The organism is Halopseudomonas oceani (genome assembly GCF_963677335.1).
GTDB classification, from domain to species: Bacteria; Pseudomonadota; Gammaproteobacteria; order Pseudomonadales; family Pseudomonadaceae; genus Halopseudomonas; species Halopseudomonas oceani.
In genome coordinates, this window is sequence record NZ_OY781932.1 from 586,696 (window position 1) to 600,808 (window position 14,113).

15 protein-coding genes are annotated in these 14,113 nt (G+C 59.1%); 8 read left to right on the top strand and 7 right to left on the bottom strand.

The window, feature by feature from the left end:
* The first annotated feature begins 8 nt into the window (after positions 1-8).
* From atpA to ACKPCU_RS02685, 8 genes are all read left to right on the top strand, one after another.
* Entirely contained in the window at positions 9-1,553 is a 1,545-nt protein-coding gene (gene atpA, locus ACKPCU_RS02650; RefSeq protein WP_104736696.1) for a F0F1 ATP synthase subunit alpha, read from the top strand.
* Between the two features lie 76 nt (positions 1,554-1,629).
* Positions 1,630-2,493 carry a F0F1 ATP synthase subunit gamma gene (gene atpG / locus ACKPCU_RS02655; protein ID WP_321349687.1) on the top strand — a complete coding sequence of 288 codons (864 nt, stop codon included), beginning with the start codon at positions 1,630-1,632 and terminating at the stop codon, positions 2,491-2,493.
* A gap of 35 nt (positions 2,494-2,528) precedes the next feature.
* A complete protein-coding gene (gene atpD, locus ACKPCU_RS02660; RefSeq protein WP_104736694.1) occupies positions 2,529-3,905 on the top strand; it encodes a F0F1 ATP synthase subunit beta in 1,377 nt (458 codons plus the stop codon).
* Between the two features lie 42 nt (positions 3,906-3,947).
* Positions 3,948-4,391: a F0F1 ATP synthase subunit epsilon gene (locus tag ACKPCU_RS02665; RefSeq protein WP_104736693.1), complete on the top strand. Its 444-nt coding sequence runs from the start codon at positions 3,948-3,950 to the stop codon at positions 4,389-4,391.
* 208 nt (positions 4,392-4,599) lie between these two features.
* Positions 4,600-5,961, top strand: a complete 1,362-nt coding sequence (gene glmU / locus ACKPCU_RS02670) for a bifunctional UDP-N-acetylglucosamine diphosphorylase/glucosamine-1-phosphate N-acetyltransferase GlmU (RefSeq protein ID WP_321349690.1) — start codon at positions 4,600-4,602, stop codon at positions 5,959-5,961.
* Positions 5,962-6,071: 110 nt separating this feature from the next.
* A complete protein-coding gene (gene cfaB, locus ACKPCU_RS02675) occupies positions 6,072-7,256 on the top strand; it encodes a C17 cyclopropane fatty acid synthase CfaB (RefSeq protein ID WP_321349692.1) in 1,185 nt (394 codons plus the stop codon).
* A 93-nt stretch (positions 7,257-7,349) separates the two neighbouring features.
* On the top strand, positions 7,350-8,207 hold the full coding sequence (locus tag ACKPCU_RS02680) for a flagellar brake protein (protein WP_321349694.1): 858 nt from the start codon (positions 7,350-7,352) through the stop codon (positions 8,205-8,207).
* Positions 8,204-8,659 (top strand): DUF192 domain-containing protein, encoded by a 456-nt coding sequence (locus tag ACKPCU_RS02685; protein ID WP_321349695.1) that lies wholly within the window; start codon positions 8,204-8,206, stop codon positions 8,657-8,659. The genes ACKPCU_RS02680 and ACKPCU_RS02685 overlap by 4 nt, the downstream gene beginning before the upstream one ends.
* 1 nt (position 8,660) lies before the next feature.
* Here the strand turns inward: ACKPCU_RS02685 and ACKPCU_RS02690 are convergent, their stop codons facing one another.
* From ACKPCU_RS02690 to ACKPCU_RS02720, 7 genes are all read right to left on the bottom strand, one after another.
* Positions 8,661-9,017 (bottom strand): NADH:ubiquinone oxidoreductase, encoded by a 357-nt coding sequence (locus tag ACKPCU_RS02690; protein ID WP_321349696.1) that lies wholly within the window; start codon positions 9,015-9,017, stop codon positions 8,661-8,663.
* A gap of 25 nt (positions 9,018-9,042) precedes the next feature.
* Complete coding sequence (locus ACKPCU_RS02695) at positions 9,043-10,014, bottom strand: CobW family GTP-binding protein (protein WP_321349697.1); 972 nt, start codon at positions 10,012-10,014, stop codon at positions 9,043-9,045.
* Between the two features lie 57 nt (positions 10,015-10,071).
* Positions 10,072-10,455: a DUF3301 domain-containing protein gene (locus ACKPCU_RS02700; protein WP_321349698.1), complete on the bottom strand. Its 384-nt coding sequence runs from the start codon at positions 10,453-10,455 to the stop codon at positions 10,072-10,074.
* A 31-nt stretch (positions 10,456-10,486) separates the two neighbouring features.
* Positions 10,487-11,692 carry a GGDEF domain-containing protein gene (locus ACKPCU_RS02705; RefSeq protein WP_104736685.1) on the bottom strand — a complete coding sequence of 402 codons (1,206 nt, stop codon included), beginning with the start codon at positions 11,690-11,692 and terminating at the stop codon, positions 10,487-10,489.
* Between the two features lie 160 nt (positions 11,693-11,852).
* Complete coding sequence (tsaA, locus tag ACKPCU_RS02710; protein ID WP_321349700.1) at positions 11,853-12,554, bottom strand: tRNA (N6-threonylcarbamoyladenosine(37)-N6)-methyltransferase TrmO; 702 nt, start codon at positions 12,552-12,554, stop codon at positions 11,853-11,855.
* On the bottom strand, positions 12,551-13,489 hold the full coding sequence (locus ACKPCU_RS02715) for an alpha/beta hydrolase (RefSeq protein WP_104736683.1): 939 nt from the start codon (positions 13,487-13,489) through the stop codon (positions 12,551-12,553). The genes tsaA and ACKPCU_RS02715 overlap by 4 nt, the downstream gene beginning before the upstream one ends.
* Positions 13,490-13,580: 91 nt before the next feature.
* The gene (locus tag ACKPCU_RS02720) at positions 13,581-14,111 is read right to left on the bottom strand and encodes a DUF3299 domain-containing protein (protein ID WP_321349703.1); all 531 of its coding nucleotides are present in this window, start codon (positions 14,109-14,111) and stop codon (positions 13,581-13,583) included.
* Positions 14,112-14,113: the final 2 nt, after the last annotated feature.

Genomic DNA, 14,113 nt, shown 5'->3' on the forward strand with positions numbered 1-14,113 from the left:
ATAAAGGCATGCAACAACTGAATCCATCAGAGATCAGTGACATCATCAAGAAGCGGATCGAGCAGCTCGATATCGCTTCTCAGGCACGTAACGAAGGTACGATTCTTTCCGTATCTGACGGTATCGTGCGGATTCACGGTCTCGCCGATGTAATGTACGGGGAAATGCTCGAGTTTCCCGAAGGCGTTTTTGGTATGGCACTCAACCTGGAGCAGGACTCCGTTGGTGCTGTAATTCTGGGCGACTACCTGGGTCTGGCCGAAGGCATGACCGTCAAGTGTACCGGCCGCATCCTGGAAGTACCGGTTGGTCCGGAACTGCTGGGTCGCGTTGTCAACACACTGGGCCACCCGATCGATGGCAAGGGCGATATCAACGCCAAGCACACCGATGCGGTTGAAAAGGTTGCTCCAGGCGTGATCTGGCGTAAGTCGGTTGATCAGCCCATCCAGACTGGTTACAAGGCTGTCGACGCGATGGTTCCGGTAGGTCGTGGTCAGCGCGAGCTGATCATCGGTGACCGCCAGACCGGTAAGACTGCCATGGCGGTTGACGCGATCATCAACCAGAAAGGTTCCGGCGTTAAGTGTGTTTACGTTGCCGTAGGTCAGAAGCAATCGACCATCGCCAACGTGGTACGCAAGCTGGAAGAGCACGATGCAATGGCTCACACCGTCATCGTTGCCGCTTCCGCCTCCGACCCGGCTGCCCTGCAGTTCCTGGCTCCGTATGCCGGCTGCACCATGGGTGAATACTTCCGCGACCGCGGCGAAGACGCTCTGATCATCTATGATGACCTGTCCAAGCAAGCTGTTGCCTACCGTCAGATCTCCCTGCTGCTGCGCCGTCCTCCGGGACGTGAAGCCTATCCGGGTGACGTGTTCTATCTCCACAGCCGTCTGCTGGAGCGTGCTTCCCGCGTTTCTGAAGAGTACGTTGAGAAGTTCACCGATGGTGCGGTAACCGGCAAAACTGGCTCGCTGACCGCTCTGCCGATCATCGAAACCCAGGCAGGTGACGTATCTGCGTTCGTACCGACCAACGTGATCTCCATTACTGACGGTCAGATCTTCCTGGAGTCTAACCTGTTCAACTCGGGTGTCCGTCCGGCCGTCAACGCCGGTGTCTCGGTATCTCGTGTAGGTGGTGCGGCTCAGACCAAGATCATCAAGAAGCTGTCCGGTGGTATCCGTACCGCACTGGCTCAGTATCGTGAACTGGCAGCATTTGCCCAGTTCGCATCCGATCTGGACGAAGCTACCCGCAAGCAGTTGGAGCACGGTCAGCGCGTTACCGAGCTGATGAAACAGGACCAGTACGCTCCGATGTCCATCGCCGAGATGGGTATCAGCCTGTTTGCTGCCGAGAAAGGCTTCCTGACTGACGTCGAGCAAGCCAAGGTCGGTGCTTTCGAGAAAGCCATGATCGCCTACTTCAAGTCTGAGCACGCAGACCTGCTTGCCAAGATCAACGAGAAAGGCGATTACAACGACGACATCGAAGCTGCCATCAAGGCCGGCATCGAGAAGTTCAAGGCAACCCAGAGCTGGTAAGCCGACAGCGGGGAGCAGCGTGAGCTGATCCCCGCATCGTGCGACCCGGCCAAGGGCTAACCTGAAAGGGTGTGACATGGCAGGCGCAAAAGAGATTCGCGGTAAGATCGCGAGTATTAAAAGTACGCAGAAGATCACCAGCGCCATGGAAAAGGTGGCGGTCAGCAAGATGCGCAGAGCACAACAGCGCATGGCTGCCAGCCGTCCTTACGCTGAGCGTATCCAGCAGGTGATTGGTCATCTGGCCAACGCCAACCCGGAGTATCGCCACCCGTTCATGCAAGAGCGTGAAGTCAAGCGGGTGGGTTACATCGTGGTGAGCACGGATCGTGGTCTCTGCGGTGGTCTGAACACTAACCTGTTCAAGGCCCTGGTCAACAGCATGAAAGAGTGGCGTGACCGCAACGTTGAAACCGAGCTTTGTGTGATCGGTAGCAAGGGCGCTTCCTTCTTTCGCAGCTACGGCGGAAACGTTGTCGCAGCGATCAGCAACCTGGGCGAGCAGCCTGCGTTGAACGATCTGATTGGTAGCGTCAAGGTGATGCTGGATGGCTACAACGAAGGTCGCATCGACCGTCTGTACCTGGTCAGCAACGGCTTCGTCAACACGATGGTCCAGCAGCCGAAAGTGGATCAGATGATCCCGCTGGTCGCCTCCGAAGAGGGCGACGCACAGACAGGCAACTGGGACTACCTGTACGAGCCCGATGCACGACAGCTGCTGGATGGACTGCTGGTGCGGTACATCGAGTCCCAAGTCTATCAGGCCGTGGTTGAGAACAATGCCTGTGAGCAGGCTGCACGTATGATCGCGATGAAGAGCGCGACTGACAACGCCGGTGAACTTATTGGCAACCTGCAGCTTATCTACAACAAGGCTCGCCAGGCAGCGATCACTCAGGAAATTTCGGAAATCGTCGGCGGCGCCGCCGCGGTTTAACGGTAACGGTTTCAACCATTTAGAGGAACCAACAAATGAGTAGCGGACGTATCGTTCAAATCATCGGCGCCGTCATCGACGTGGAATTCCCGCGCGAAGACGTGCCGAAGGTGTATGACGCGCTGCAGGTGACCGACAAGGGTCTGACCCTTGAAGTTCAGCAGCAACTGGGTGATGGCGTTGTACGTACCATCGCCATGGGTACCACTGAAGGTGTGAAGCGCGGTCTGACCGTTGCCAACACCGGTGCCAACATCTCCGTGCCGGTTGGGGTCAAGACCCTGGGCCGTATCATGGACGTACTGGGCAACCCGATCGATGAAGCAGGTCCGATCGGTGAAGAAGAGCGTTGGGGTATCCACCGCGCTGCTCCCAGCTACGACGAGCAAGCTGGCTCCAACGAGCTGCTGGAAACCGGCATCAAGGTTATCGACCTGGTTTGCCCGTTTGCCAAGGGCGGTAAGGTTGGTCTGTTCGGTGGTGCCGGTGTCGGCAAGACCGTAAACATGATGGAGCTGATCCGTAACATCGCGATCGAGCACAGCGGTTACTCTGTATTCGCCGGTGTGGGTGAGCGTACTCGTGAAGGTAACGACTTCTATCACGAGATGAAGGACTCCAACGTACTGGACAAGGTAGCCCTGGTATACGGCCAGATGAACGAGCCGCCGGGTAACCGTCTGCGCGTTGCACTGACCGGCCTGACCATGGCCGAGAAGTTCCGTGACGAAGGTCGTGACGTTCTGCTGTTCATCGACAACATCTACCGTTACACCCTGGCCGGTACCGAAGTATCCGCTCTGCTGGGTCGTATGCCGTCTGCGGTAGGTTACCAGCCGACTCTGGCTGAAGAGATGGGCGTTCTGCAGGAGCGTATTACCTCCACCAAGACCGGTTCCATCACTTCCATTCAGGCCGTATACGTTCCCGCGGATGACCTGACTGACCCGTCTCCGGCAACGACCTTCGCTCACCTTGATGCGACCGTCGTACTGTCCCGTGACATCGCGTCCCTGGGTATCTACCCGGCCGTTGACCCGCTGGATTCCACCTCCCGTCAGCTGGATCCGCTGGTAATCGGTCAGGAGCACTACGACGTTGCTCGTGGCGTTCAGTATGTTCTGCAGCGTTACAAGGAGCTGAAGGACATCATTGCGATTCTCGGTATGGACGAGCTGTCTGAAGAAGACAAGCAACTGGTAGCGCGCGCTCGTAAGATCCAGCGCTTCCTGTCCCAGCCGTTCTTCGTTGCTGAAGTATTTACCGGTGCACCTGGCAAGTACGTTCCGCTGAAAGAGACCATCCGTGCATTCGGTGGCATCCTCAAAGGCGAATTCGATCACCTGCCAGAGCAGGCCTTCTACATGGTTGGTACCATCGACGAAGCGATCGAGAAAGCGAAGAAACTGTAATGGGTGTGCCCCCGTAAGGGGGCGCAAGACCGAGGCGATATAATGGCTATGACAGTGCACTGCGATATCGTAAGCGCGGAAGAAGAGCTGTTCTCAGGTCTGGTTGAACGGGTCATTGCACACGGTAACCTGGGTGACCTGGGCATCATGCCCGGCCACGCACCGCTGCTGACAGACCTCAAGCCGGGCCCGGTTCGGGTGATCAAGCAGGACGGTGGCGAAGAGGTGTTTTACATCTCTGGCGGCTTCCTGGAAGTTCAGCCGAAGGTGGTCAAGGTGCTCGCTGACACGGCAATCCGTGCTGGCGACATCGACGAGGCAGCCGCTCTGGAAGCAAAGAAAGCCGCAGAACTCGCCCTCAGCGAGAAAGGCGCAGAATTCGACTACGGTTCGGCTTCTGCCCGTCTTGCTGAGGCCGCGGCCCAATTGCGGACAGTGCAGGAACTTCGCAAGAAGTACGGCGGACCGGCCCTCAACAACCGGTAAGGCCGGCGGCAAGCTCTAAGCCGCAAACTGTAAAAAAACCGCACGGCGCCATGCCGGGCGGTTTTTTTTACTTCCCGATAGCTGCAACGGCTATCAGGCGTTTTCCTGCATGGCTGTCCCGATAAACCTGTGTGGCTTGTGGCTTAAAGCCTGAGGCTTCCAGCTTTGCTAGAATGCGCGCACTGCCATTTTCACAGGATATTTCCCGATGAATCTTCACGTCGTTGTTCTTGCCGCCGGACAGGGCACCCGCATGCGCTCCAAACTGCCCAAGGTGTTGCATCCGGTCGCCGGCAAACCCATGCTCGGCCATGTGATCGACTGTGCGAGAACACTGTCACCGACGAAGATTCACGTGGTGATTGGCCATGGCGCCGAGCTGGTACGTGAGCGCCTGGATGCGACTGACCTGAACTGGGTGCTGCAGACTGAGCAGCTGGGCACCGGCCACGCGGTTGCTCAGGCGTTGCCTGCAATCGACGGAGCAGACCAGATTCTGGTGCTGTATGGTGACGTGCCACTGCTGCGCGCCGAGACCTTGCAGCAGCTCAGTAAGCAGGCAGGCTCCCAAGCGCTGGGCATGCTGACGGTCAACATGGCGGATCCGACGGGGTACGGCCGTATTCTGCGCAATGGGCAAGGGCAGGTTCAGGCCATTGTCGAGCAGAAGGACGCCACGGCTGAGCAATTGCTGATCTGCGAGGGGAACACCGGCATCATGGCGCTGCCCGGCAGCCAGGCGGCGCGCTGGCTGAACAGCCTGTCCAACCAGAACGCACAGGGCGAGTATTACCTGACCGATGTGGTTGCCATGGCGGTGGCAGAGCAGATTCCGGTCGAAGTCGCGCAGCCGGAAGATGAGCCGGAAGTGCTAGGCGCCAATAATCGGGTTCAATTGGCCGTTCTGGAAGCCGAATATCGTCGTCGGCAGGCTGAGCGGTTGATGACCGAGGGTGTCACCCTTGCCGACCCGTCTCGTATCGATGTGCGTGGCGAGGTTACCGTTGGCCGCGATATCAGTATCGACATCAACGTGGTGCTGGAGGGCAGTGTGGTGATCGAGGATGACGTCATCATCGAAGCCAACTGCGTGCTGCGTAACTGCCGAATTGGCGCAGGTAGTCATATCAAGGCGTTCAGCCATATCGAAGACGCCGTGCTGGCGGCAGACTGCGATGTGGGCCCCTACGCACGCCTGCGTCCGGGCACCAATCTGCAGCGTGGTGCCAAAATCGGTAACTTCGTGGAAACCAAGAAAGCCAATATCGGTGAAGGTTCCAAGGTAAATCACCTGTCCTATATCGGTGATGCCGAGGTCGGCCCGGGGGTAAACATCGGGGCCGGCACCATTACCTGCAACTACGACGGGGTCAACAAGCACCTGACTACCATAGGGGAGGGTGCGTTCATCGGCACCAACACCGCGTTGGTCGCACCGGTAACCGTTGGTGCCCGCGCAACGACTGCCGCCGGTTCGACAATTACTCTGGACGTACCTGCCGACAGCCTGGGCGTCAGTCGGGCACGTCAGCGTAATATCGAAGGCTGGAAACGCCCGACGAAGCAGTAAAGTGTCTGAAATGCGGCGGTCAGCACCCGGTTTTGAGCAGTAGCGCAAAGCGCGTTCACTCGACTGTTCTATAGTGAAGGGAGTTTTGCTCTGCTTGGGGGGATGTCCGTATGCTCGCGCAACTGACCGCTTCTTTGAGTGCATTGAAACTACCGTTACGGCTCAGCTTGCCCGACGGTGGCAGTGTTGATCTTGGTCCATCGCCTCGGGTTGAACTGACGATTCATGACCCCGCGCTGCTGCAGGAACTGCAGGCGCCGCGTCTCGACCGGCTCGGTGAGGCCTTTGTCCAGCAGCGCCTGGATATCCGCGGCAGCGTGCTGGAAGCTGTCGCGGTTGCTGATCGGCTAAGCAGTCTGCTGGTGCCGGAGCAGGACAATGGCGACGTCCTGCACCAGCCGCATGATCGTCGGACCGACGCTGATGCCATCGCTTATCACTACGACCTCTCCAATGCGTTCTATGCGCTCTGGCTCGATCCGGAGATGGTTTATTCATGTGCCTACTTCCGTCACCCTGACGATTCGCTGGCCAAGGCGCAGGTCCAGAAGCTGGATCACCTCTGTCGCAAGCTGAGACTGCACAGTGGGGAGCGGCTGCTGGATGTTGGATGCGGCTGGGGCGGGCTGGCTCGACATGCCGCCAGGGAGTATGGCGTTCACGTCCACGGGATTACCCTGAGCAAGCAGCAGCTCAAACTGGCCAGTGAACGGGTGGCGGCGCAGGGGCTCGGTGATCGCGTTCATTTGGAACTGCGCGACTACCGTGACCTTGCTGGCAAGGAAAACTACGACAAGATCATCAGCGTCGGCATGTTCGAACACGTCGGGCATGCAAACCTGCCGGAGTATTTCCGTATTCTTCAAAATCAGCTGAAGCCGGGCGGGCTGGTCATGAATCATGGCATAACCGCTCACCATGTTGATGGCCGACCAGTGGGACACGGCGCTGGCGCGTTTATCGGTCGTTACGTCTTTCCCCATGGAGAGTTGCCGCATCTATCGATGGCGGTCGCCGGGTTGAGCGATCAGGGCCTGGAGGTCGTTGATGTGGAAAGTCTGCGTATGCATTACGCTCGCACGCTGGAACTCTGGAGTAACAATTTGGAGCAAAAGCTGGATCAGGCTGCAGCGCTGGTCGATGAGCGTGCGTTGAGAATATGGCGTATCTATCTCGCTGGGTGCGCCTACGGATTCTCGCGCAACTGGATGGATATTCACCAGATTCTGGCGGTTAAGCCACTGCCAAACGGCAGCCATTCGCTACCTCTTACCCGCGAAGACATCTACCTTTAGGGCACAGGCGTCATCCGCAGCGAGAGATAGCCGAGGCCCGGCTAGACTGCTACATTGTTGACCACGACCGGGTTGATCTAGCGGAGTGATTGAGTGTCGCTTATTCCATTGACGGAAGAGGAAATTCCCCTCGGCAAGCCCTTGCCGTGGAATATTGTTGATTCCGATGGCAAGGTGCTTTTTCCGCACTCCAAAGTTGTCGATAACAAGCCATTGCTGCTGCAGTTGCTCAAGCTTGGCTTGTTCCGCAACGCCCAGCAGAACAGCGAGAATACGGCTGCCCAGATCGCGGAGCGGCCGGTGTCCAAGCTGGAGCAGATTCAGCTGGCTCCGGGTGACCTGATTCAGCTGCAGACGATGAGCGCCACCAATGCGGAGCGCTATCAGGTACGGATGATTGGATTTCACGCGCCGGTTAGCCTGCTGGTAACCGCGCCGACCAGTCAGGGCAAGCTGGTGTTCGTCAAGGAAGGCCAGCAGCTTCTGGTGCGCGGCTTTGTTGGCAAGGACGCAGTTGCTTACAAGACCCGGGTGCTCAAGTCGAACCTGTCTCCCTTTCCTTATCTGCATCTGGCTTACCCTGATAGTGTGCAGTCGATGCGTATCCGCAGCTCCGCGCGGGTGTCGGTCGATCTGGTCACCGCAATCAATCGCGATAATGGGGGAGCGCAAGGCTCGGCCCGCATGACCGATATAAGCGTTGGCGGTGCGCGCCTGCTGTCTCCGCGACCGGTTGCCAACAAGGACGAGGTGATTAAGGTCTCGTTTCGGATCAACCCGGCTGGGCTGGATGTATACATGACCGTGAGTGCGCGGGTGAGAGCAGTCAGCGCCGATGAGTCGCAGGACAGTCAGATTGCTACCGGGATCGAGTTCATCGATATCAGCGAACAGGATCGGCTCTACCTGACCAACATGGTTTATCAGAACCTTCTGAAAGATACCTTATGAAATCAATTGCTTATGCTCTTGCGGTGGGCGCGCTGCTGGCAACCTCCGTGCCGGTCACTGGCGCCACCCAGACGATCCTGCTGGGCGATACCGAGTTTGCCATGGAGGTCGTTGCTGATCCGGACAGTCGCCGCCAGGGCTTGATGGGGCACGAGAGTCTGCCCTTTGGCAGCGGGATGCTGTTCGACTTTCCAATAAACACGCGGCCAGCCATCTGGATGCACAACATGGTGATCAGTCTGGATCTGGTGTTTGTTGCCGCCGATGGACGTATCGCCCACGTGTTCCCTGAGGTGCCGCCTTGTGCGGATCTGCCTTGTGCTGTCTATCAGGCAGCGGAACCACTGCGCTGGGTGTTCGAGTTGCCGGCCGGTAGTGTGGATAAGCTTGGTTTGAGGGTTGGGGATAACCTGGACCTGTCTGTACTTCCGGCAACCCCACCGCCGAACTGAGTCAGGGCTGCTCCCAGCGGCCCTGGCTGATCTGCTCGCAGTAGGCCTTGAGGATCGGCGCATCTTCGGCAGCGCTGTAGTAGTGGATATCCTGTTGATAACCTACGCCTTCGGTCTGCGCACCATGACAGATGCCATAGGCGCCGTCAGGGCAACTTTCCTGCATCTGAATGCTGAATTCCCGGCCAGGAATCTGTGGCTGGCAGAACTGCTGCTCGAACAGGGCGGGAGGAATGCTGCCGTTCTGCTGGCACATTCGCACGGGCAGATCCTGATCGGTCGACTCTATCAGGCAGGCACTGGCCAAGAGCTGGGGGCTGATTAGGCAAAAAAGTAGCAGAGCAACGACGCGTGGCATGGTCATTCCGGGCAAAGCGGATACCTTACTGGCTCAGCAGGCAAGCCCGCAAGCCTTGGTCCAAGGCGTCGCAGTCCGGCTTGGTGGCAAGAATCAGTTCCAGTCGGTTGTCACGGCGCCACGGCGTTTGCTGCCAGGAGTCGGGCGTCGGATTCCCGAGCAGGTTGAATGAGCGCCATCCGGCGTCCGTGTTGAGTACCCCTTTGGCGCGAAGAAAGGGATACTGCTTCAGCCAGTGCTGTACTGCATCTCTGCGAAACTGCGATTGCGACGTCACCCGCCATCCGATGCTGTAGGGGGCCTGGGTTAGCTGGCTTTGCCACACCCATGGTGCGTTGTCCCGCCAGATTTGTCCGCCAATGGTCGGTAACGACGGTGTGGGCAGCTCGTGCGTGGCAGCTGCGCTTGAGTTGGCCGAGGCGCCAGGGAGTTGATGCAAAGGGAGTGCTGCGTGCTGGCACAGCACTGCGTCCGGCCAGCGAGCCTGCAGCGCCTGTTGCTGTAGGTGATCAAGCTGATCCGCCTTGTTGGCAATCAGCAGGCCTGCCAGCGGGAGCGCCTGTAGCTGTACTGCCGGCAGACTTTCATCAGTGAGCAACTGAGAGGCTTCGCACACCATGATCAGTGGCTGCAGATCAAGAACCCCTTGCCAGGGCGGGTCAGCCAGCTGTTGCAGCAGGCTGACAGGATGACCTAGCCCTGAGCACTCTATCCACAGACGGTCAGGTCGTGCCTTGCGCAGCAAGCGAGTCAACCCGACCAGAAACGGGACGCCGTTGACGCAGCACAGGCAGCCACCGGGGATTTCGCTCAAGCTGACGCCGTCGTCGGCGCTAGCGCCCAGCAGGGCTTGGTCTAGCCCAATCTGGCCAAATTCATTGATCAGGATCGCCCAACGCTCTCCGGCGGGTCGTTGCGCGAGAACTGCCTGGAGCAGGCTGGTTTTGCCTGCGCCCAACGGGCCAGCGATAAGGTGAGTAGGGATCTGGCTTAGCATGGCTGACCGGGTTCCACGTGGAACACTTTTCGCCTTTTGTAAATCGACAATCGTGCTCTAATAGATTCTGTATATTTTAGCACTGGCGGGCTCTGTGTAGACCGGGGAGTCACCGTCTGCTCTGCCTGGGAAGGGGTGTGGCGCCAGCTCGATATGCAACTGGCGGGTCCCATGCAGATCCAGGTGTCCGGCGTAACGATGCTCGCCGGTTACAGTGAACTCAAAAGCGTAGCGCCGAACGATACCGTAGCGGCCGCGGTTCAGGCGAGCAAGCCGTATGCCGCTGAGTGCAACGCTGTCGTCCAACAGTTGCAAGTCATTGCGCTCGCAGTGCCGGCGTACCAGTGCCAGCGCGCGGTCACGTTGGCCAAGGACACGCCATAGCCACCAGACGAAAAAGGTGCCAATAATCAGCAGTGTGGCGTGGCCTAGATTGAACACGTGGGTGAGACTCAGGTTGCTACGGTGCCAGTCAGTATGCCACGGAAGCGGGCGCTGACCACAGTTGCACCTGGTTGCGCCCGGCCTCCTTGGCTTGATACAGGGCAAGGTCGGCCTGGCGCAACAACTGGTCTGGGCTGCCGCTGGTGGCCAGATCGGCGAAGCCGATGCTGACCTGCAGGCGGTAGCTCTGATCCCGGTGGTAAAACTGCTGATCGGCCAGCATCTGGCGGATCCGATCCAACAGCTGTCGAGCCTGGGCCGCGTCGGTTTCTGGCATCAGCAACACAAATTCCTCACCGCCGAACCGGGCAAAGGTATCGGTACGTCGGGCCTGCTGCTGGCAAAGCTGGCAAAAGTGCTGCAGTGCTTCGTCGCCCCCGAGGTGGCCGAGCTGGTCATTGAGCTGCTTGAAACGATCTAGGTCAAACATGGCCAGGCAAAGCGGGCGGTTGTAACGCTGGCTGCGAATGACGTCGGCAAGCAACTGCTGATGGAAGGCGCGGCGGTTGAGAACGCCGGTAAGCGGGTCCCGGGTGGCCTGCTCCTTGAGCTGAGCCGCCATCCGGTTGCTGCGTGCCAGCACCCGTTGGGTGGTCATCAGGCTGCAGCCAACAAAGCCGAGCACCAGCGCGGGTATGGCAAAGTTGTAGGACAACAGGTAGCTAAAGGATGCATAGGGCTGCACATAGGGAGCGTCATGCCACCAATCGAGGTAGGCGAGCGTGCCCCGCAGCAGGGTGGTGGCCGAATACAGCAGCAGACTGGCTCCTACCAGCAAGCGGGCAGGTCGGGTCTCCGGATCGCTGCGCTCGCGCAGCAGCAACCAGATTGCCTGCATCGGAAGCAGCCCTGCGATACTGGAGTAAATACCCATCAACAGGTCGGAGTTGCCGTGGGCCAGCCAATAATGGGTGTTGGCAATAACCATCGCGCCGACGCTGGCGGGAAGTGTCCACCAGGGCAGCGGTCGGCGCATGAACTTGAAAATGCCGAGCAGAAAAAAGGCTTCTCCGGCGAGCTGGGCGGCGTTGCCGAGGACATTGAGTAGCGGACTGCGGGTAACCACGAAGCCCATAAACATGACTACACCGCCAATCAGGGTCCAACCGCTCGCCATCCAGAAGCCGGGGCCAGATTCACCAGGCGCCATCAGATACAGCGCGGTAGCGCAGAGCGCGATGGCGACCAGCAGGCAGATACCCAGCAGGATAGGGGAAAAGTAAAGCTGGGCCATGGTGAGAAAAGCCTTCCTTTGGCGAACGCTGGCTAAAGTATATCCCCGGGCTGGTCAGATACTAAACATGTTGGTGCAATTGCGCCGATACCGGGGAGGGTGACCGCTAGGTAGGCGACGCGTGATGTGCGCGCGCTCCGACTCGGTTACCGCGGATATCTCAGGTGAGTGTTGCCTGACGGACGCTCAGTATGCGGATCTGGTCGCTGTGAGGATAGTGCCAGCGAACGTTCACGTCCCACAGTTGCACGCCGTATTCGCGGTCGGGTGCCGGTTGCTGGTAGGCCGGTTTCGGGTCCTGACTGAGGCACTGTTCGATCAGGGCAACGAGGGGTTGCCGGAGACGGTCCTGATGCTGTTGAGCCTCTTCTCGTGCGGCATCGGTCCAGGTTACCGCAATGGCCTCGGGCGGCTGCGGGGCAAGCGGGTTGATCGCGTTATCGATAGCATCGGCATAGGGGACATACGGTTTGATATCCAGCACCGGAGTGCCGTCGAGCAAATCGACGCCGGACAGCAGCAACTGGCCATTCTCAATACCTTCAAGTCGCACCACCGACTGACCAATCGGGTTGGGTCGGTGGGTTGCACGGCTGGCAAACACGCCGATCCGCTGGTTGCCGCCCAGTCTTGGCGGACGCACCCGCAGGTGCTGTGGTCCGCTGGCGGCGGCGTGGAAGACAAAAATCAGCCAGAGATGGCTAACGCCCTGCAGGCCTTCCAGCGCTTCTGGCTGATTGTAGGGTGGCAGCAGTTCGAGCCTGGCGGTTGCTGCCGGTGCCAGCAGTGGCTGGCGTGGAATAGCGAACTTTTCTGCAAAGCAGGAGTGGATGATACCCACCGGTTCGAACTGCCAGCTCATGGTGTCGGTGTCGCCAGTGGCGGTATGCAGTCGGGACGGTCTGCGGTAATCAGGTGGCTGCAGCCATCGATTTCGATGATCTGCAGGCTTTCTGCCTGCTGTGCGCTGCGGAGCATTGCGCGAGGGTCAAGAATACGGTCACGTGAGGGCACCATAATGGCGCCGCGGCGCACATGCTGATAGATATCCGGGGTGTTGTTTTGCATCCAGTCTGCCAGATCAAGAATGTTGCAGACGAAGGTACTGCCGTGCTTCGGATTGAACGGCAGAGCCATGATCAGCTCGCGCTTGCGTGGATCATCGAGCGGGCCAAACAGCTGACGATTGCTGGCTGAAATCGGCTGCTGCTGCCAGGCAAACAGGTAGAACGGCAGGAACCAGCGGAAAAAGCGCGGGACGTCACGGTAGGGCTTGCCCTGGGGCAGGACAGGGGCTTCCAGCACAACCTCAACCTGAGCGAACAGGTCCGGGCGTTGGCGCGCCGCTTCAAGTACCACGGCACCGCCGCGGGAATGCCCGTGAACCCGCACCTGTTTGCCGTTGGCAAGGTTTTCCAGCGCCTGGTTGAGCACCTCGGCGTCGTAGGCGATGGTGCAGGGTCTGGCTTGTGGTTCGCTGACCCAGCTGGCCTTGCTGAACTGGGGCCGGTTGACCGGCACGTGGTAGTCGGCGCTGGTGAGCAGAATGAGTTGCAGCGACGGATCCTGATAGTGCTCGGTAAAGTAGAGGAAGTTCTCCACAAAGCCGGGCATCACGATGACAGTCTGTTCGGCGTCTTCCGGCCCGCGCCGGGCCACTGTGGCCAGGCCAACCCGGTAGAGCTCCCCGGCAAACTCGACAGCCTGTACCTGGGGTGACTCGCGGCGCAGCAGCCAACGGCGGAGGCTGAAGGCGACGATGAAAAACAGGCCAATCAGCCCAATCAGAAGTTGCATACTGTCTTATCCTGAATGCTGGGGCGGGAGGTCCAGCTTAGCTTACTCGCTGCTGGCCAGGGGCCACCCGGGTGGGGGATTGTAGCTTGGCTTATTCCCCGTCGTAGAGCCAAACGCGTGCCGCTTGCAGTTGGTAGCTGGCGTCTGCCAGCTCATTGCTGGTCTGCTCGACCCGCAGTGTGCCCTGAACCCAGTAGGGTTGGTAAATATCGTCGATGGCAACGCCTGCCGGGTACTCGACCAGAATGATCTGATTGGGCGGCGGTGGTGGCACGTGAATACAGGCGCCGGCATAGGGAACCAGAAAGAAGCTGGTGTAGCGGCCATTATCGTCGGTTTCCAGCGGCACCGGGTAGCCACCGATACGCAGGTTCTTGCCATCGTACTTGGCGACGACTCTGGTCGAATACATGACTTCTGGCAGGCTGTTGTCCCGCTGGCGCAGGCTGTTGCTGAAGTTGCCCTCTGCATCCAGCCCTGTACCGTGATCGATTTCCGGCATATCGAGCATGGCCTGATAGTCCTCGGCCGGCAGCAGGTCGAGCCAGTCGACGGTCAGAGGCTCGCTGGCATGGACCGGCAGGGCTAAGGCGAGTAACAGTATGGCGGAGCGCAGCAGCATGG